Below are 17,960 nucleotides of genomic sequence, written 5' to 3'. Positions count from 1 at the left end.
TGGACTTGTTTTGCGTTATTCTGCTAAAGCAGCTTGCACTTCGGATAGGCGTTGTTGCGTCGCTGCCAATTTTTGCTCGTTGTCAGCTTGCTTAGCCCGTTCTTCTGCCACCACTTCTGCCGGAGCGTTCGCCACGAACTTCTCGTTAGCTAACTTCTTCGTCGCACGGTCTACTTCCGCTTGGAACTTCTCGACTTCCTTAGTCAAACGTTGCACTTCATCATGCAAGTCAATTAATTCTGCCAGCGGAATGCTAATCTCGGCATCCGTAACAACGGCCGTCATTGCGAGGTTCGGAGCAACCACATCTGGTCCAATTTCAAGTTGGCGCGGGTGCCCAAAGCGTTCTAGATATTCGCGGTTGGTTTCTAAGACCCGTTTCAGATCGTCATTGTTCGTCTTAATCAAAATGTCCACGGGCCGACCCAACGGTGCGTTAGCTTCCGCCCGAATGTTACGGATGGCTTTAATAATCTCAATCAGGTGATCCATGTCACTTTCAGCCGTTGCATTCTCAAAGTCCGCGTGCACTTCTGGATAGGCAGCCGTGACTAATGATTTCCCGACGTGCGGCATCGAAAGCCATATTTTTTCCGTCACAAACGGCATCACGGGATGTAAAAGCCGTAAGAACTGATCCAACACGTACGCGAGCACGTTGCGGGTGTTCGCTTTGGCCTGCTCGTCAGCTCCCGTTAGCGTTTCCTTACTCATCTCGATGTACCAATCACAAAAATCGTTCCAAATGAAATCGTACAGAGCGCGGTTCGCCTCTCCAAAGTTATACTTATCGTAGTTTTCCCGTACGTGTGCCACCGTATGGTTCAGCCGTGCCAAGATCCACCGATCCGCCAGATTCCATTCGGAGGCCGGTGGGAGGGTCGGCTTGGTCATCTCACCTAGGTTCATAATCACGTACCGACTGGCGTTCCAAATTTTATTCACAAATTTCCACGAACCGTCCATCTTATCGTAACTGAACCGTTCGTCCTGCCCGGGAGTCGTTCCCGTTGATAGGGACCACCGGAGGGCATCCGCCCCGTACTGGTCAATCACATCCATGGGATCAATTCCGTTTCCGAGGGACTTACTCATTTTCCGCCCCTGTTCATCCCTAATGAGACCGTGCAACAGCACGTCCTTAAACGGCCGCCGGTCCGTAAAGTGAAGACTTAAGAAAATCATCCGGGAAATCCAGAAGAACACCAAGTCATACCCCGTGACCATCGTTGAAGTTGGGAAGTACCGTTTAAAGTCTGGAGCATCTGTATCCGGCCATCCCATCGTCGTAAAGGGCCATAGTCCAGACGAGAACCAGGTATCCAATACATCCGGATCCTGGACCCAGTTTTCCGCATCCTTCGGGGCCGTCTCACCAACGTACATTTCCCCGGTTTCTTTGTGATACCAAGCTGGAATCCGGTGTCCCCACCACAACTGCCGCGAAATTACCCAGTCGTGCACGTCTTCCATCCACCGACTAAAGGTCTTTTCAAAGCGTTCAGGCACGAAGTTAACGGCGTCATCAGTCTGTTGGTTCTTTAACGCAGCTTCTGCCAGAGGCTTCATTTTAACAAACCACTGAGTGGAGAGACGGGATTCCACCTGCACTCCAGTCCGTTCGGAGTGGCCCACCGAGTGCACGATTGGTTCGACCCGCAACATCGCTCCTGCGGCTTCCAAGTCCTTGGCAATCGCTTCGCGTGCAGCAAACCGATCCATTCCCTCGTATTTGCCGGCGTTTTCGTTGAGGGAGGCATCCTCATTCATCGTGTTAATTTCGGCTAAATCGTGGCGCTTTCCAACTTTAAAGTCATTGGAATCGTGAGCCGGCGTAATTTTAACCATTCCCGTCCCAAACTCTGGATCAACGTAGTGATCAGCAATAATGGGAATTTCGCGGTTAACTAATGGTACGACCACCGTTTTCCCCACAAGTTCTTTGTACCGTTCATCACTTGGATTAACGGCAACCGCTACGTCCCCAAACATGGTTTCTGGTCGCGTGGTGGCAATTTCAATGTAGTCTTTACCATTAAAGGTTGTGTCCCCAGTAAATTGGTACTTAACGTGGTAAAACGCACCCTGATCATCTTTGTGTTCAACCTCAATGTCTGACAAAGCCGTCCGCGCTTGCGGATCCCAGTTAATGATGTATTTAGCCCGGTAAATCAGTCCTTGATTGTAGAGGTCTACGAACACCTTGCGCACGGCCTTTGAAACCCCGTCATCGAGGGTAAAGGTTTCGCGGTCATAATCAAGCGAGAGGCCGAGCTTCGCCCACTGTTCGTGAATCGTAGCCGCAAACTTATCCTTCCACTCCCAAACCTGTTGGATGAACCGTTCGCGACCAAGGTCGTAGCGAGAAATCCCTTTCTCGCGTAACATGGCCTCCACTTTAGCTTGGGTGGCAATCCCCGCATGATCCATGCCCGGTAGCCACAGGGTATCGTAGCCTTCCATCCGTTTTTGCCGGATTAGCATATCCTGCAAGGTCGTATTCCACGCGTGCCCTAAATGGAGCTTACCCGTTACGTTCGGTGGGGGCAATACGATTGAATAGGGTTGGGCCTGTTGATTACCACTGGGCTTAAAAACGCCCTCGTCAACCCATTTTTGGTACATCCCCTGCTCTACGGCATGGGGGTCAAACTTCGTTGACATTTCCGTTGTTGCTTCTGTTTCCTGCTTGTCCATGCAATCACCTCATTTATTGCTCTTTCCGAGTTACAAAAAAAGCACCCGTCCCTACAATAGGACGAATGCTCGCGGTACCACCTAAATTGGATTATAGTCTAATCCCAACTCAAACCAATAACGGTGGCGTCCGTTGATACCAACCAAAGTTGCTATCCCTGCTCCCAAGCTACACAGTCTCCAGTCATTAAGAACTTCTCACTAGCGTTCTCTCCCTGCAAATGACGACGCAGACTGCCTCTTGCTCACTGCATTTAGTATTCGTTCCATAATATACTTAACTTTCCCAAATTCGTCAACTACTTTTAAACGCTTCCTAGAGCAACTTTTGTAACGCGTCTAAAGCAGCGGCATAATCCGGCTCGGATGCAACCTGTGCTAACACTTCTTCGTAGGTAATCTGCCCTTCGGCATTTACCACAAACACCGCCCGGGCCAAGTGTTTAAAGCTCGGAATGTACAACCCGGTTGCTTTGCCAAACGAACCCGGTTCATCTGACAGAATCTCAAGGTTTTCCACGCCCTCCGCCGCACACCAATCGGTTTGTTCTGCGAGAGGATTGTTGGAGATTGTTACAAACCGGGCCTTGGGAAATTGATCCGCCTGCTGGTTAAATTTTTTGGTTTCTAAACTACAAACATCGGTATTCAAATCCGGAACCGCACACAGCACCATGGGCTTGCCCAGTAAATCGTGCGTAGTAACTGGTTGGCCCTGATCGTTAATCACCGTAAAATCGGGCAATAAATCCCCCACAGCGGGTGGGTTTCCTAATAACGATACCGTTTGATCCATTAACTTCACTTGCATGGTTATTCCTCCTGGTTGTGTTTACCACCAACTTTTATAGTAGTTCGGCAAACACGTCTTCTTGAGCGTTGAGATAGTCATCGCCAACGTTAATCTTGGTAACCTCAATCCCGGCCAGCGCCTCGTTCATCAACCCATCGACGTCAATTAATTGCTCAAAGTTCCGGGTTTTTTCTAGATCGGGTTTGGTCTTTGGGGTCGGCGGTGTAAAAATCGTACAGCAATCTTCAAAGGGCATGATGGACAGATCATAGGTATCAATGTCTCTAGCAATTTTAATGATTTCCGTTTTATCCAGCGATAATAACGGGCGTAACACTGGTAACGAAGTGACGTCGTTAATGGCACGCATGCTTTCCAACGTCTGTGAAGCTACCTGTCCCAACGATTCTCCCGTAAAGACCCCGTTGCAGTGCCGGTCCAGCGTAATGGCGGCTGCCAACCGCAACATCATCCGCCGTTGAATCGTCATTAGATACCCCTCCGGCACCTGTTCCTTCACGGCTTCTTGAACTTTGGTAAAGGGAACTTGGATAAAATCAATCGTGCCTCCAAAGGCGGCTAGCTTGGCTGCCAGATCCTTGGCCTTGGCAAGCGCTTGTTGGCTCGTGTATGGCGGACTGAAAAAGTGGATCATATCCACCTTAACGCCCCGTTTCATCGCCATGTAGGCTGCTACTGGAGAATCAATCCCGCCAGACAACATCATCGTGGCCCGACCGCCGGTTCCTACCGGTAATCCAAGGGCGCCCGGAATGGTGACGCTCGAAAGGTAAATCCCGCTCAGCCGCACGTCAATCTGGAGTTTAAAGTCGGGATGCTTCATTTCAACCTGCATCTCAGGAAACTGCTTTAAAATGTAGCTCCCCACTCCGTCGTCGATTCCGTAAGTGTTAAGTGGATAATTTTTATTTTGGCGCCGGGTGGCAATCTTAAAGGTTTGTCCCGGTTGATAATGTTCCTGAATCATCGCTTCCGCCGTCGTTTGAATTGTTTCCAAACTGGCATCCTTCGGCAATTTAACAACCGGCGAAAAGGTTTCAATTCCAAACACCTTCTGCAGTGCCGTCAGCACTGGTGTCGCTGCTTGCCCGTGTAAAAGTACGTGTAACCGATCCCGTTGGGCTTTAACGACCACCGCTGGAAACGGTTTTAAAACGTTGCGAATGTTTTGGCCTAACTGCCGAATAAACTCCTTCCGGTTTTTTCCCTTCGTGGAGAGTTCTCCGTAACGAACCATAATTTCACTGTATTCCATTACCTTGTGTCACTTCCTTTAATCGTAAGGTGGTTTAACTGAGGGCTTTAAATTGCTCGTAGAGCCGGGCAAAGACCGTTTTAAACTGTTCCACCTCAGCCATCGTATTTTGATCACTGAGTGAAATCCGAACGGCGCCTTTCGCAATTTCTGGATCAACTCCCATTGCTCTTAGTGTACTAGAAGTTTCCCCTTTTTTCGACGAACATGCACTGGTCGTCGAGAGATAGATCTCAGCTTCCTCAAAAGCGTGCACGATTGTTTCCCCCTTTACCCCTTCAATTGCAAAACACAGGATGTGCGGGGCAAAGTGCGGTCCGGTTCCTGAAAAGAGGTGAACCTTTTCAAACTGCTGGAGGTAATCACGTAACGCACGGCGGAGGGCCTGTTCGTGGGCAACCGTTTGTTCCTCGTGGTCCTTGACTAGCCGGACCGCTTTCGCCATGGCTGCAATTGCTGGCAGGTTTTCTGTCCCACTCCGTTGTCCCCGTTCTTGTCCCCCACCATCGAAAAGCGGCATGAGGTGTTTACCGGTCCGTGCGTAAATAAACCCGACACCACGGGGAGCATGAAATTTATGTCCGGAAAAGGTGATAAAATCAACCCGGTCGTTAAAAATCAGTTGGTGCAGCCCCTTTCCAATTCCCTGGACGGCATCAACGTGAAAGTGAATTTTGGGATGATCGGCTAACACCGCTGCCAGTTCGTCCAACGGTTGCACAGCCCCCATCTCGTTATTAACTGCCATCACTGACACGAGGGTCGTCTCCGGGCGAATGGCGGCAGCGAGGTCTGCAGGGTTAACCCGGCCTTCCCCGTCCACCGGCAAGTACGTGATTTCAAACCCGAGTTCAGCTAACCGCCGCATTGACTGCTTCACGGCGTCATGTTCGACCTCGGTTGTAATTAAGTGCCGACCAAACTGGCGTTTAGCAAAGGCCGTTCCCTTTAAAACCCAGTTATCGCCCTCTGTTCCCCCACTCGTGAAGTAAATTTCTGTGGGTTGGACCTCTAATTGGGTGGCAATCTGACGGCGTGATTGCCGGAGCAACTGCTCGGCTTTTTCACCAAAGTTGTGCAAACTCGACGGGTTCCCCCAGTAATTTTCACTGACCTGTTGATAGGTAGCTAGAACGGATGAATCCACCTTCGTGGTCGCACTGTTATCAAAGTAAATCATGCTCTCTGCGTTCCTCCTCAAAAACGAAACCAGGTCGCACATGCTTGCGACCTGGCTCTCATTGGTTTAATTTGCTTGGGCTTTGTTCTTGTAATAGTTCTCTTCGATGCGGTTGAAGGCCCCGGGTTCTGCCTGGTCAAGAGCATTCGCAATGGTCGCTAAACTCGCTTCGTACTGATAATCATCATCAAACTGATGTTGGGCTGTTTGAATGGCACTAGCAACCGCGGGATTAGTTGCGGCATACCGATTCGCATACTGAATCACTTGTTCAGCTAACGCAGCTTGATCAATCAAATCATTCGTTTTCGTCTGCAACGTATCCCGGTCATGTTGAATCTGCGTTAACTGCTTTTGTACGTCATCCATACTGATTTTAACTTTATTCATCGTGGCTTTCAAATGTTGAACTTCGTTAGCAACAACGTCAAAGTACTCAGCGTAATCAGCTGGGATGCCCGGGAGGTTCAAATTATCAATCCGCCGGCGAATTGCATGTAACTCGGTCGTCAAATCGTCTAAAACTTGATGCGCCCGTTGCTCTTCGGCACTAAAGTCCGCAATCGAAGCGTTCAAAGCTCGTTGCTTCTCCTCAATTTTGGTTAAATCCTGTTGAAACTGCTTGAGGTCGTTAGCAATTTGGGAATAGACGGCACGCTGGTCGGTAATCTGCTGTTGATCGTCCTGATATTTTTGGTTAATCAGATCAATCTGATCTCCCAGTCCCGTCGCAGTTGCTTGTTCCTCGTGTTCCAAGGAGTAGTTATGACTGAGTTTCTCTAGTTCAGCGCCCAACGCTTGATTCTGCCGGTGGGCATGTTGGATAAACTGAGCAATCACCGGGGCATGCTTATCCACGTACAACCGGGCCTTCATCTCGGCTTCCAGTTGATCATACAAAGCATTAATTTGCTCACTAATCACTTGGTCCTGATCTCTGACAACGTCCAAATCAAGGTGCTTAATATTTTCTAAGTTCGCCTGAACCGCCTCGTGCAACTCTTGCAAGGTCGCTGGAAACTCGTCATTTGCAAAGCAAAAGCCCTCCGCCTTTGCCTTGGCGTAGGACGACTTGATTTCCATCAGTTGGTTCACAAACTGAACGTGATTCAACTGGTATAATTCTGGAATCGCGCGCATCTGCTGTTCCAGTTTCGTCGTTGCGTCCTTTAAATCTACCAGTAATTTTTCGGCCTTTTGATGGTCCCCTTGCTGCGTCAAAGTGGTAAACTCAGCAAACTGGGCTTCAATGGCTGATAATTGCTGTTCAAGCGCATCAAGGGCCGGACCGTACGCACTGTTATCATTTAATAACGTCGTTCGTAGTTTTTGGTAGTTCGTTTGTAACTCGACCACGGCCTGCTGGTGTTTCTGTTCCATTTTTTGCAGATTGACCAGCGTGGCTTGCACCTGGTCAAGGGTCTTCGCGGCGGATTCGAGTTCGGCGTGCGCATTGTCAATGTCATCCCGCGTTTTTAAGAAGTTGAGCCCCTTGCCGGCTTGCTCTGCTGCCGTTAGGTCCTGGGCAATTTGGGGAAATTGAGACTGGCGGACCTGTTCGTAATCCCGTTCGGCGGTTTCTAACCGCGTTAGCGAGTCCCCCGTCAGCACGAGCTTCTTCACCTTGGTTAACTGCTCAGGTAAATCCAGTTTCTGGAGCCGGTTTAACTCCGCCTCCATGGCCTTGCCCTGCTTTAACAAAGTCTTTTGGTACAGCACGATTGCAATGTAAATAATTACCACAATCACGATAATCCCAACAATAACGTTTAACATGATTTCCGACCTTTGCCTAATTAGATTTGTGCACTGATTTTCGCTCTCAGGTTGCTGATTGAATTATACCATAGAAAGGCCCCGTAAAGCAGCTCGCCTCCGAGAAAAACCGCTCCTTTCATTGACAACGGAACCAAATTCCCCTAGAATGGTCAATGTGTAAAATAATGCAGCGGTACATGGTAAGCTCGTCAACATGTCTTTGCTATCATTAGAATAGTTTAATTAGTAACCCACCGGCTGCTAAGGTGAAAGTTCTGAGAGATATGCACGAATACTAAATGTACATTTGGTTATTTTACTCCAAATTATTTTATTGGAGGATTTATTTATGTCTAGATATACTGGACCAAGCTGGAGAATTTCTCGGCGTCTTGGTATTTCTTTATCAGGAACTGGTAAGGAATTACAACGTCGTCCTTACGCTCCTGGTATGCACGGTCAAGGTCGGCGTCAAAAGCTTTCTGAATATGGGATTCAACTCCGTGAAAAGCAAAAGATGCGTTACATGTACGGCTTAACGGAACGTCAATTTTACTCCCTTTTCTTAAAGGCTGGTAAGATTCGGGAAGGTAAGCACGGTGATAACTTCGAAATTAAGTTGGAACAACGGCTTGATAACGTTGTGTACCGGTTAGGTTTAGCTACTACTCGTCGTCAAGCACGGCAATTAGTTAACCACGGTCACATTACGGTTGACGGCAAACGCGTTGACATTCCTTCTTACGAAGTTGAACCTGGTCAAGTAATTGGGGTTCGCGAAAAGTCCAAGAACTTAGCCATCATCAAGGAAGCTGTTGAAGCGGTAGTTAGTCGCCCAACTTACGTTTCTTTCGATGCTGATAAGTTGGAAGGTTCCTTAACGCGCCTACCACAACCAGATGAATTGAATGCTAACATTGACACTTCTCTAGTGGTTGAATTTTACAACCGTTAAAAAAGTGCCGCTCAAAGCGATCTCTTGCGAGGTCGCTTTTTTTGTTATCCGGCGTTTGATGTTACAATGAAACCCAAACAACCATGTTAAAGGAGAACAATCATGCCAAATGAAAATAATGTTCAAGACCGATTGGATCAGGCCATCAATGGTGGCACCCCCCAAATTAATCCGGATGAACAGCGCCGCTACCTTGGAACCTTTCGTGAACGCGTCGCCCTGGTGATTCCCGTAGCAGCCGTTACTAATCCCGATGCACCGACCCAGGTCGAAGCGCTCCTAAAGGACCACTCTGATTACGGGTTACTAATTAACGGTAATTTACCCCAAGCGGACCAGAGTCCCTACCTCAAAATTGCAGCGAGTCTGCACGCCAAGTATACTTTAAAAAACAGTGCCGAATATGGGACGGAACCGGAACAAGCTGGGATTGTGGTGGCAGCTGCGACGGCAATTAACGTTGCCGACGTCCAATTTAAAGCAACCACAGAAACCACCGCTAAATCTGACAAGGCTCCTTCATTTTGGCATCGTCTTTTTCATCACTAATCGTTTCTAATGAGGCTTGAATATGCAAAAACCACTTGCCTATCGCATGCGACCAACTAAAATTGAAGAAATCGTAGGTCAAGCTGACTTAGTGGGGCCGGGCAAAATCATCAACCGCATGGTTAAGGCCCACCTCCTCTCCTCGATGATTCTCTATGGACCGCCCGGAACGGGAAAGACGAGCATCGCTAGTGCCATTGCCGGGTCATCTCAGTATGCGTTTCGCTCGCTAAATGCCGCAACGGACACCAAAAAAGACCTGCAAATTGTCGCAGAGGAAGCCAAAATGAGTGGGACGGTCGTCCTCCTGTTAGACGAAATTCACCGCTTGGATAAAACCAAGCAGGATTTTCTCCTCCCCCTGTTAGAGAGTGGCCAAATTATTTTAATCGGAGCGACCACCGAGAACCCGTACATTAACATTAGTCCCGCCATTCGGTCCCGGACCCAGATCTTTCCGGTCCATCCCCTGGCTAGTGCTGACATCAACAAAGCGATTGACCGGGCGTTACAAGATCCCGAGCGTGGGCTTGGGAATGAACCCGTCGTCCTGGCCGACGATGCACGTAACTTCCTCAGTCACCGCACCAATGGTGATTTGCGGAGCGCGCTCAATGCACTTGAACTCGCCGTCCGCTCAACGCCCAAAACCGACGGGCAGATTCAGGTTACCCTTAGTGACGTCGAGGCCTGTTTACAACAACAGGCGCTCACCCAGGATAAAGGCGGTGACGCCCACTATAACGTCCTGTCGGCCCTACAAAAGTCGGTCCGCGGCTCTGATCCCAATGCTGCTCTGCACTACGCGGCCCGCTTAATTGAAGCGGGCGATTTAACCTCGCTCATCCGACGTCTCTTAGTCATTGCATACGAAGACGTCGGCTTAGCCAATCCCCCGGCTGCGGCGCGGGCCGTCACTGCCCTCCAAGCTGCCGAACGCGTGGGCCTTCCGGAGGCCCAAATTCCAGTTGCCAACGTCCTGATTGAACTGTCGCTTTCTCCCAAGTCCAATTCCGCCATGGCTGCCATGCAGGGTGCTCTAGCGGACGTCCGGTCCGGTAATTACGGTGCCATTCCGCCGTATCTGCGCGATGCTCACTTTAAAGGCGCGGCAGAATTGGGACACACTGGTTACCAGTACCCACACAACTTTAAAAACGGGTGGGTCAACCAGCAGTATTTGCCCGACCAGTTAAAGGACGCGCAGTACTACCAACCTAAGGAAACGGGGAAAATGGAGCGGGCGTATGCCGAACAGTACCAGAAGTTATGGCAGGCTCAACACTATCCAACTTCCAAAACCCAGGATCAGGAGGATCATCATGATTAATGGCTTAGCCCTTGTCTTTGCAGCTCTCCTTGCCGTGAATGGCAGTTATTTTTTACGCCACCAAAAGCGGCCCTTTCTGCTGTTTCATCCCGAACGCTACCCAGCTTTACAACGCATCCTCCGCATTAGCGGCAGTGTCCTACTGCTAATTGCCCTATTGACGGTGATTGCCGTCTGCCTGGACAATCAAATTCTGTTGGTAATTGCCTTGATTGCAGGTTGTGGCGGGTGCTTAATTCCCGAATTCTGCCTAATCCCCTTTATGAACCGTTAGGCGCTGTTATTTCCGCCAAAGAGCGTTAAAATAAAGGTGGTTCAGTAAGGTGCTACTCTAAATGAGGTGATTATTTATGTTACAAGAATACAATGAAATCTTAGTTCCCGTTGATGGTTCTTACGGTGCTGAACTCGCGTTTGAAAAAGCCGTGGCCATTGCGAAACGCAATCATGCCCACCTCCACTTGGTGCATGCCATTGATACCCGGGCTTACCAGGATATCTCTAGCTTTGATACTAGCATTGTGGATGAAATTACCACGAAGAGCAAAACCCGCTTAGAAAAGGCCCTCCAAACGGCCCACGACGCCGGGTTAACTGACGTTGATTATTCGATTGAATACGGAGCTCCCAAAACCATCATTGCCAAGGAGTTACCCCAAACCTTAAAAGTTGATTTAATCATCATGGGCGCTACCGGCTTAAATGCCGTGGCCCGTCTTCTGATTGGATCCGTCACTGAATATGTGACCCGCAACGCTCCTTGTGATGTTTTGGTAGTTAAAACTAACCTCCAAAATCAGCTCATTTCGGAACATGACCTTGGCAAACAAAGTCACTAAAAAAAGTCCTGAACTACTCCAGTTCAGGACTTTTTTGTTGGTAAATGTGCATAAGCCGTTCAAACTTACTGTTATTCTTTAGATGCACCAATTGATCTGCCCGAGTTAACAACCGATTGGCCGCCTGCACCTGGCCCGTGGCTTGTAAACTAAGTCCCTCCAGGTAGTACAAGTCGGCTAAACAATAGTACGAATAATGGGCTTGCAACCGGTGGCGTAAGCGCTGGCATCCGACCTGCGTTTCGGCATCCAGATGTAACAGTAATCCTAAGGTGGCAACCGCTAGGCCAAATTTCACCACCGTGGTGAGGGGGACCGTTACAACTTGAGTGAGGGCTTGTAATTCACCAAACGCCTTTTGTAACGAGCGCTTCGCCCGCTTCGTCAGGTGCATTCGTTGGTAGGTCAGCGCTTCGCCTAGGTAAACCCAGCCCCAGGTTAACGAATGGTGCCGCGGGGTGTTCCGACTTAACGCCAAATCAAAGGCCACAATCGCATCATCCAGTTCAGAGTCTACGACCACTTTCAATAGGCCTTGATAACAATAGTAGCGACTTAGTTGGGCCTTCGTATCCAGATTTTCACGCCGAATGGCGTTGAGTTGCGCACTGGCCTGGTTAAAATCAAACTGCAACAGCGCCGTTTCGATCTGCTGAAGCTGTTGTTCGCCAGCAGCTACCTGGGGCTGCATTGCATGTTCTAATTCCTGTTGGTCGACGTGCAGGCGCTCTAATAGCTTGGGCACCAATTCCCACTTAGAAAAGTGCGTCCCGTTCTCCAGGGTACTAATGGTGGTTTGGGTGCAAATCCCCTTCGCTAATTCTGCTTGGGATAAGTGTAGTTGCTGACGCCGCGTTCTAATCAACTGGCTGAGCTCGGCTAATAATTTATCGGTGGGGAAAACCAACATTCCTCTATTCCTCCAAAGTTTAGTTTATCTCAAAAAATAAATATTATTATCCTTGATTTTAGCCCCCTTGTCAACCAAAAAAGGCACCGTGGTGATGAACCACGATGCCTTTTTAAGCGCTAGTCAGCGTCATAAACTTTATCTTGATCAGTTAACGTTAGCGGTTTAAAATCATGTAAAATTTTACCCTGGCGCACAAATTCAGCCTTTGCCAGTTCAATCAAGCGGTCAATCAACTCGGAATAACTAATTCCGGAAGCTTCCCATAGCTGGGGATATAACGAAATGTTCGTGAAACCAGGCAAGGTGTTGACTTCTCCTAGGTAGGGAGTTAAATCTTTTGATACCAAGAAGTCGATTCGCGCCATCCCCTTTAGCTCCAACGCCCGAAAGGCACCGAGGGCCATTTCCGTAATTTCGTCGCGCACTGGTGCTGGTAATTCAACGGGAATCGTAAATTCAACCGCGCTGGCATCCACGAACTTATTGTCGTAGGTGTAAAAGGCGTCTTCTGCTGGCACTTTAATCGCACCAATTTTAGATGCCTGTGGGTCTTCGTTTCCGAGGATAGAAATTTCCACCTCTTCTGGACCATTAATGGCTTCTTCCACCAGCACTTTATCGTCGTACCGGAGCGCATCCTGTAAGCCAGCCGCATATTCGGCGTCATTCGTAACCTTGTGGATCCCGATTGAGGAACCCTGCCGGGCTGGTTTAATGAATAACAACTGGGAATCAATCTGCTCACTGACCTTGGCGTAACTCCACTCGGCCGCAGTGTCAGGTGTAACTAACACATACTTGGTATTGCGAATGCCGGTAGCCGTCAAAATCTTCTTGGTTAAATCCTTATCGTACGCCAGTGCTGAGGCTTGCACCCCACTTCCAACGTAGGGTTTTTGCAATAACCGTAACAATCCTTGGATGGTCCCATCTTCCCCTAAATTCCCGTGAATAATGGGGAAAAAGACATCGATGTGCTTCGTACTATCCAGATTAAGAATTGGTGCCAACGGATTAGCCGTGTCTAACTGGGGCAGTACTTCCGCAGCAACGGCATCTTCATCTTCACCTGCAAACACCCGGTGCGAAGCGGCATCGTCTAAAATCATGCCACTTTTAGTTACCAAAAAGAGGCTCACGTCGTATCGGTCCCGATCCATCGCATCATAGATGTTATGCGCAGACCGTTTGGATACGTCATGTTCAGAAGAATCTCCACCAAATAATAGCGCAATGTGTTGCTTGTTCTCTGTCATTTCTGTTCTCCCATTCGTCTGTTTTTGAACCTTAAGTATACCACTTTTAAAGCGCAAAGCAAAAACAAAAAAAGCCTGCCGGAGCAGACTTTTTACGAAAATTGTTTAACGTTACTAAACATCGAATTTTGATTGTGATACTGCATCGACATGATCAACCCAATCCCAATCATATTCCCGATGAGGGCTGATCCCCCTTGACTGATAAACGGCAACGGAATCCCCGTCATCGGAATCAGATCGATGCTCATCCCCACGTTTTCAAAGACGTGGAAGAGGATCATCATAATTACTCCCGTTGAAATGTAGGCATAAAAGACGTTGCGAGTTTGGAACGTCACTTTAATCATTTCATAAATCAAGAGAAAGTATAACAGAATCAGTAATGTCCCGCCGATAAACCCAAAGTTTTCTCCAACGACGGAGAAAATCATATCGGATTCTCGCACGGGCACATACACATGAGACACGTTAAAGCCGGTTCCAGTTAGGCCACCGGATCCAATTGCCTTCATACTTTGCCACAGTTGGAATCCTTGGTTACTGGAATCAGACGCTGGATGCAACCAGCTATCAATTCGTTCAAATTGGTACTGTTGAAAGCCGAGGTGCCCTAAGATAGCTCGTCCACCACTGGTTACCACCAGCAAGACCGCGGTCGTCACGAGGGTCACAAACCCGATGATCCCGGGCGCTAAAATTTTCCAGGTAATCCCCGAAACAATTAATAGTCCCCCTAAAATGGCCAGGAACACCACGGTCGTCCCGAAGTCGTTTTGCAGTTTTAACAACACAATGACGGGTAACGTCCATAGAAACATCCGACCAATCAGTTTCCAGTCACTTCGAACCGTATGAATCGGATATTCGCTATTGTGATCCGCGATAACCCGGGCTTCCATCAAAATGTACGCCGGCTTCATAATTTCAGAGGGTTGGAAGGTAAACGGCCCGAGGGCAAACCAACTTTTGGCTCCGGTTTGCGCAAAGTACGCCCGACTGTATAGAAACAGGACGACGAACAGGAGGAAAATTCCAAACCAATAAGCGTAGGGCGCAATCTTCCAAAGTTGTTGGGAATCAAACTGCATAATGACGACTACCGCCACCGCTCCAATTACATACCACACTAGCTGGGAAACCACGGTTCGAACCACCGATACGCCTCCGGTATCATGCGAAACGGCCACGTAAATCGAGCCAAGCCCGACCAAGGCTAACATCAGTACGCAAAAAATGATGCTCCAATCAATTCGATCACCATCTTGCACTTGTTTTCTTTGAAACACGATTAACTCTCCTTAATCTCAGTTATCGGTTATCTCTGATGTAAATTATATTCACGAATCACCTGTTGTAAGGCGTCCGCTTCGTTTTTTTCGTGAAACACTTGCTCACCTACGTAACAATCAAACTTATCCGCATTCGGCACGATTTTTCCAACGGTGTGCCCCTTAATCTGGACTAAGTTTTCGTGATTAGGCGTAGCAACCACTTCTAATTCAATTTGTTTTTCCTTGCGACTCATTCTAGCCTCCATTCCGGGTTTTCTGGGTGCGCCGCAGTTGAAAGCGCGTCGGCACTGGATCAAAGCCCCCGCGCACCAGGGGATTACACCGTAAAATCCGGGCTCCTCCCATCAGTAACCCCCGCCAGCTTCCAAAGCGTTCAATGGCGGTTTGGGTATAGTGCGAGCACGTTGGTTGGTAACGACACGTGGGGGGCGTATGCGCTGAAATGCCGACTTGATAAGCTTTAATTAACTTCACTAACAGGGTTTGCATGGTCGCTAGTTATTTCGACCAAACAAGCTAAAGCTCTTTTTCGGCTTCTTTTCCGTGTCAATGTGTTCCAGTAGGGAACTAGCTCCCTTAGCAACGTTTTCGAGTGGATCTTCAGACACCATTACTGGTACCGTCAGGGCATCCGAAATTACCACGTCAATGTTATTTAACATGGAGCCCCCTCCGGTAAGCATAACCCCCCGATCAATGATGTCGGCCGCTAATTCCGGTGGAATCGTTTCTAAGACGCTCTTCGCAGCGTTAATAATCATCTGGACGGACGTATGGATGGCATCAGCAATCTCCGTACTGTTGATGTTAACGGAAATCGGCATTCCACTAACGGCATCTCGGCCCCGAACTTCAATTTCTTTGATGTCGTTTGGATCTGCCTTGGCAGTTCCAATCGTTTTCTTAATTTTTTCGGCCGTGTGTTCCCCAATGACGATGTTATGGGTCCGTTTCATGTAATCCACGATGTCTTGGTTCATCACGTCGCCGGCTAACTTCAGTGACTTACTAGCCACGATGTCTCCGAGCGAAACGACGGCGATGTCAGAGGTTCCCCCACCAATATCAATCACCATACTCCCAGTGGGTTCGAAGATGTCCATCCCCGCTCCAATGGCAGCCACTTTAGGTTCTTCTTCTAAAAAGACCTCGCCTCCAACCGATTTTTGGGCGGCTTCGATAATCGCCTTCCGCTCAATGTTCGTAATGTTGGTTGGGGCACAAATCATTACCTTCGGTTTGGAAACCATGCCCTTAACGCTTAATTTTTTAATGAAGTAGTTCAACATCGCTTCCGTCACGTCAAAGTCAGAGATTACCCCATCCTTTAACGGCCGAATGGCTTTAATGTTGCCAGGTGTCCGGCCGACCATTTCGTAGGCTTCTTTTCCGACTGCCAGCACCTTGTTCGTTTTCGTATCAATTGCAACGACGGAAGGTTCGTTTAACACGACTCCCTTTCCCGTTACCGATACCAGCACGTTGGCTGTTCCTAAGTCAATTCCAATATCTTGGGCCATCTTTTGTTCTTCCTTTCCCACTTTCGCTAATTGTGTAAATTATACCATAATTATCGTTTCAGACCGCTAGTTCCCAGTGGAAACCCGTTCAATGTTTGCCCCGAGGTGGCGGAGTTTCTTTTCAATTTCATAGTACCCTCGATCTAGGTACTGCAGGTTAGTGATGTGTGTAACCCCCGTGGCAATTAGGCCGGCCATAATCAACGCTGCTGCTGCCCGTAAATCCGTGGCGGCCACTTCAGCCCCTTCAAAATGAGTGGGACCGTGCATTACTACGGTATTCCCCTTGATTTCAAATTTGGCGTTCATCCGCCGTAATTCATCCAAGTGCATAAATCGGTTTTCAAACACATTTTCGGTTAACGTGCTGACCCCGTCAGCCGCCAGTTGTAAGACGGTCATCTGCGGTTGCATGTCGGTTGGAAAACCTGGATACGGCGCGGTTTCTACGTCAACTGGTTGTAAGGTGTCAGGGCCAATGATGCGCACCCCTTGTTCCTCCTGGGTGACGGTTACGCCCATCTCCCGCAGTTTGGCGATAAACGGAAGGTTGTGTTCAACAATCGCATGTTCAACCAGAACGTTCCCCTTCGTCACCGCTGCGGCCGCCATAAAGGTCCCCGCCTCAATCCGGTCCTGCACCACTTCATGGTGAACGCCATGGAGCTTAGTTACTCCCTCAATGGTGATCGTATCGGTACCGGCCCCCGTGATGTGGGCCCCCATGTCGTTTAACATGTCCGCCAAATCGACGATTTCTGGTTCTCGGGCCACATTTTTAATCACCGTAGTGCCATGAGCGAGCGTCGCCGCCATCATGACGTTCTGGGTCGCTCCCACGCTTGGAAAATCAAAGTAAATTTCGGCTCCCTGTAAGCCATTGGGTGCACTTGCTTCTACGTAACCTTCGTGTTGCTCAATCGTGGCTCCCATGGCCTCAAAACCCTTTAAGTGGATGTCAATCGGGCGTGATCCAATTGCACAACCACCGGGCAGGGCCACCCGAGCCTGACCCAGCCGCGCTAACAGTGGTCCCAAGACCACAATCGAAGCCCGCATTTTCGATACGTATTCAAAGGGTGCTTCACTACTAATTGATCCGGTCGCATCCACCGTAATTTGATTGTGATTTTCGTCAAAATCAACCTGTAAATTCAAACTCCGCAACACTTCGTTCATCACGTGCACATCCGAAAGAATTGGACTGTTTGTAATCACACTCTGTGCTTCACTACCTAAAATCGTGGCGGCTAAAATGGGGAGCACGGCATTCTTTGCTCCCTCGATGTGAACACTTCCGGATAAGCGGTTGCCACCGCGTACAATAATTTTATCCATCTTTTCTTCTCCCAGTCGGTTTAAAATAAAAATTGTAAGTTTTTTAAGTTATCAATAAAGGAGAGAAAGAAATTACTGCTCAAAGAGCCCAGTCCCAACGCTAGGAGCACCAGTAACACTTTTCCCTGTTGCTCTTTGATGGGAACAAACCGTTCAAAATGAATTCCTTGGATGGCCCAAAAAGCCAAAATGACAAAAAATAACTGACTAATAATGCTAATCAAAGCCTGTAACCCAAATCCATTCATGCTAATCTTCCTC

At 48.6% G+C, this 17,960-nt stretch carries 18 protein-coding genes and 1 other annotated feature; of the genes, 5 read left to right on the top strand and 13 right to left on the bottom strand.

Annotated elements, in window-relative coordinates; translation table 11 throughout:
- Window positions 1–15 precede the first annotated feature (15 nt).
- The 5 genes from M3M35_RS00355 to ezrA all read right to left on the bottom strand — a co-directional run bounded on the left by M3M35_RS00355 (window position 16) and on the right by ezrA (window position 7,722).
- Window positions 16–2,697, bottom strand: coding sequence for a valine--tRNA ligase (locus tag M3M35_RS00355; RefSeq protein WP_252750056.1), 2,682 nt, complete (start codon window positions 2,695–2,697; stop codon window positions 16–18).
- Window positions 2,698–2,751: 54 nt separating this feature from the next.
- Window positions 2,752–2,955 (bottom strand) — a binding site (T-box leader).
- Between the two features lie 58 nt (window positions 2,956–3,013).
- On the bottom strand, window positions 3,014–3,508 hold the full coding sequence (gene tpx / locus M3M35_RS00350; protein WP_252750055.1) for a thiol peroxidase: 495 nt from the start codon (window positions 3,506–3,508) through the stop codon (window positions 3,014–3,016).
- Between the two features lie 34 nt (window positions 3,509–3,542).
- On the bottom strand, window positions 3,543–4,766 hold the full coding sequence (thiI, locus tag M3M35_RS00345) for a tRNA uracil 4-sulfurtransferase ThiI (RefSeq protein ID WP_252750054.1): 1,224 nt from the start codon (window positions 4,764–4,766) through the stop codon (window positions 3,543–3,545).
- A gap of 34 nt (window positions 4,767–4,800) precedes the next feature.
- Complete coding sequence (locus M3M35_RS00340; protein WP_252750053.1) at window positions 4,801–5,946, bottom strand: cysteine desulfurase family protein; 1,146 nt, start codon at window positions 5,944–5,946, stop codon at window positions 4,801–4,803.
- A 66-nt stretch (window positions 5,947–6,012) separates the two neighbouring features.
- On the bottom strand, window positions 6,013–7,722 hold the full coding sequence (gene ezrA / locus M3M35_RS00335) for a septation ring formation regulator EzrA (protein WP_252750052.1): 1,710 nt from the start codon (window positions 7,720–7,722) through the stop codon (window positions 6,013–6,015).
- 331 nt (window positions 7,723–8,053) lie between these two features.
- On the opposite strand from ezrA, the gene rpsD reads away from it, so the two are divergent.
- The 5 genes from rpsD (at window position 8,054) to M3M35_RS00310 (ending at window position 11,377) form a co-directional block, all read left to right on the top strand.
- Window positions 8,054–8,659: a 30S ribosomal protein S4 gene (gene rpsD / locus M3M35_RS00330; protein ID WP_252750051.1), complete on the top strand. Its 606-nt coding sequence runs from the start codon at window positions 8,054–8,056 to the stop codon at window positions 8,657–8,659.
- Between the two features lie 102 nt (window positions 8,660–8,761).
- Window positions 8,762–9,208, top strand: coding sequence for a YueI family protein (locus tag M3M35_RS00325; protein ID WP_252750050.1), 447 nt, complete (start codon window positions 8,762–8,764; stop codon window positions 9,206–9,208).
- A gap of 22 nt (window positions 9,209–9,230) precedes the next feature.
- Complete coding sequence (locus tag M3M35_RS00320; protein ID WP_252750049.1) at window positions 9,231–10,538, top strand: replication-associated recombination protein A; 1,308 nt, start codon at window positions 9,231–9,233, stop codon at window positions 10,536–10,538.
- Window positions 10,531–10,812 (top strand): hypothetical protein, encoded by a 282-nt coding sequence (locus M3M35_RS00315; protein WP_252750048.1) that lies wholly within the window; start codon window positions 10,531–10,533, stop codon window positions 10,810–10,812. Before M3M35_RS00320 ends, M3M35_RS00315 begins: the two co-directional genes overlap by 8 nt.
- Window positions 10,813–10,888: 76 nt before the next feature.
- Entirely contained in the window at window positions 10,889–11,377 is a 489-nt protein-coding gene (locus M3M35_RS00310; protein WP_252750047.1) for a universal stress protein, read from the top strand.
- Between the two features lie 13 nt (window positions 11,378–11,390).
- On the opposite strand, the gene M3M35_RS00305 is transcribed toward M3M35_RS00310, so the two are convergent.
- From M3M35_RS00305 to M3M35_RS00270, 8 genes are all read right to left on the bottom strand, one after another.
- On the bottom strand, window positions 11,391–12,287 hold the full coding sequence (locus M3M35_RS00305; protein WP_252750046.1) for a helix-turn-helix domain-containing protein: 897 nt from the start codon (window positions 12,285–12,287) through the stop codon (window positions 11,391–11,393).
- Between the two features lie 119 nt (window positions 12,288–12,406).
- On the bottom strand, window positions 12,407–13,546 hold the full coding sequence (locus tag M3M35_RS00300; protein WP_252750045.1) for a D-alanine--D-alanine ligase family protein: 1,140 nt from the start codon (window positions 13,544–13,546) through the stop codon (window positions 12,407–12,409).
- A gap of 92 nt (window positions 13,547–13,638) precedes the next feature.
- The gene (locus tag M3M35_RS00295) at window positions 13,639–14,835 is read right to left on the bottom strand and encodes an FtsW/RodA/SpoVE family cell cycle protein (RefSeq protein ID WP_252750044.1); all 1,197 of its coding nucleotides are present in this window, start codon (window positions 14,833–14,835) and stop codon (window positions 13,639–13,641) included.
- 29 nt (window positions 14,836–14,864) lie between these two features.
- Window positions 14,865–15,074: a DUF2969 family protein gene (locus M3M35_RS00290; RefSeq protein ID WP_252750043.1), complete on the bottom strand. Its 210-nt coding sequence runs from the start codon at window positions 15,072–15,074 to the stop codon at window positions 14,865–14,867.
- Between the two features lies 1 nt (window position 15,075).
- Complete coding sequence (gene yidD, locus M3M35_RS00285; protein ID WP_252750042.1) at window positions 15,076–15,330, bottom strand: membrane protein insertion efficiency factor YidD; 255 nt, start codon at window positions 15,328–15,330, stop codon at window positions 15,076–15,078.
- A gap of 5 nt (window positions 15,331–15,335) precedes the next feature.
- On the bottom strand, window positions 15,336–16,361 hold the full coding sequence (gene mreB, locus M3M35_RS00280) for a rod shape-determining protein (RefSeq protein WP_252750041.1): 1,026 nt from the start codon (window positions 16,359–16,361) through the stop codon (window positions 15,336–15,338).
- Between the two features lie 66 nt (window positions 16,362–16,427).
- Window positions 16,428–17,699 (bottom strand): UDP-N-acetylglucosamine 1-carboxyvinyltransferase, encoded by a 1,272-nt coding sequence (gene murA, locus M3M35_RS00275; RefSeq protein ID WP_252750040.1) that lies wholly within the window; start codon window positions 17,697–17,699, stop codon window positions 16,428–16,430.
- Window positions 17,700–17,719: 20 nt separating this feature from the next.
- Entirely contained in the window at window positions 17,720–17,947 is a 228-nt protein-coding gene (locus tag M3M35_RS00270) for a DUF1146 family protein (protein ID WP_252750039.1), read from the bottom strand.
- Window positions 17,948–17,960 lie beyond the last annotated feature (13 nt).

Source organism: Fructilactobacillus myrtifloralis (assembly GCF_024029335.1).
Lineage (GTDB): Bacteria > Bacillota > Bacilli > Lactobacillales > Lactobacillaceae > Fructilactobacillus > Fructilactobacillus myrtifloralis.
The sequence above is the reverse complement of the archived record's forward strand: the minus strand, read 5'-3'. Positions and strand labels throughout refer to the sequence as shown.

Coding starts and splice junctions, on each gene's coding strand:
- murA (WP_252750040.1), bottom strand. CDS start 17,699: ATGGATAAAATTATTGTACGCGGTGGCAACCGCTTATCCGGAAGTGTT.
- M3M35_RS00270 (WP_252750039.1), bottom strand. CDS start 17,947: ATGAATGGATTTGGGTTACAGGCTTTGATTAGCATTATTAGTCAGTTA.
- M3M35_RS00355 (WP_252750056.1), bottom strand. CDS start 2,697: ATGGACAAGCAGGAAACAGAAGCAACAACGGAAATGTCAACGAAGTTT.
- M3M35_RS00320 (WP_252750049.1), top strand. CDS start 9,231: ATGCAAAAACCACTTGCCTATCGCATGCGACCAACTAAAATTGAAGAA.
- ezrA (WP_252750052.1), bottom strand. CDS start 7,722: ATGTTAAACGTTATTGTTGGGATTATCGTGATTGTGGTAATTATTTAC.
- M3M35_RS00310 (WP_252750047.1), top strand. CDS start 10,889: ATGTTACAAGAATACAATGAAATCTTAGTTCCCGTTGATGGTTCTTAC.
- M3M35_RS00300 (WP_252750045.1), bottom strand. CDS start 13,546: ATGACAGAGAACAAGCAACACATTGCGCTATTATTTGGTGGAGATTCT.
- M3M35_RS00315 (WP_252750048.1), top strand. CDS start 10,531: ATGATTAATGGCTTAGCCCTTGTCTTTGCAGCTCTCCTTGCCGTGAAT.
- mreB (WP_252750041.1), bottom strand. CDS start 16,361: ATGGCCCAAGATATTGGAATTGACTTAGGAACAGCCAACGTGCTGGTA.
- M3M35_RS00290 (WP_252750043.1), bottom strand. CDS start 15,074: ATGAGTCGCAAGGAAAAACAAATTGAATTAGAAGTGGTTGCTACGCCT.
- thiI (WP_252750054.1), bottom strand. CDS start 4,766: ATGGAATACAGTGAAATTATGGTTCGTTACGGAGAACTCTCCACGAAG.
- M3M35_RS00325 (WP_252750050.1), top strand. CDS start 8,762: ATGCCAAATGAAAATAATGTTCAAGACCGATTGGATCAGGCCATCAAT.
- M3M35_RS00305 (WP_252750046.1), bottom strand. CDS start 12,287: ATGTTGGTTTTCCCCACCGATAAATTATTAGCCGAGCTCAGCCAGTTG.
- yidD (WP_252750042.1), bottom strand. CDS start 15,330: ATGCAAACCCTGTTAGTGAAGTTAATTAAAGCTTATCAAGTCGGCATT.
- tpx (WP_252750055.1), bottom strand. CDS start 3,508: ATGCAAGTGAAGTTAATGGATCAAACGGTATCGTTATTAGGAAACCCA.
- rpsD (WP_252750051.1), top strand. CDS start 8,054: ATGTCTAGATATACTGGACCAAGCTGGAGAATTTCTCGGCGTCTTGGT.
- M3M35_RS00340 (WP_252750053.1), bottom strand. CDS start 5,946: ATGATTTACTTTGATAACAGTGCGACCACGAAGGTGGATTCATCCGTT.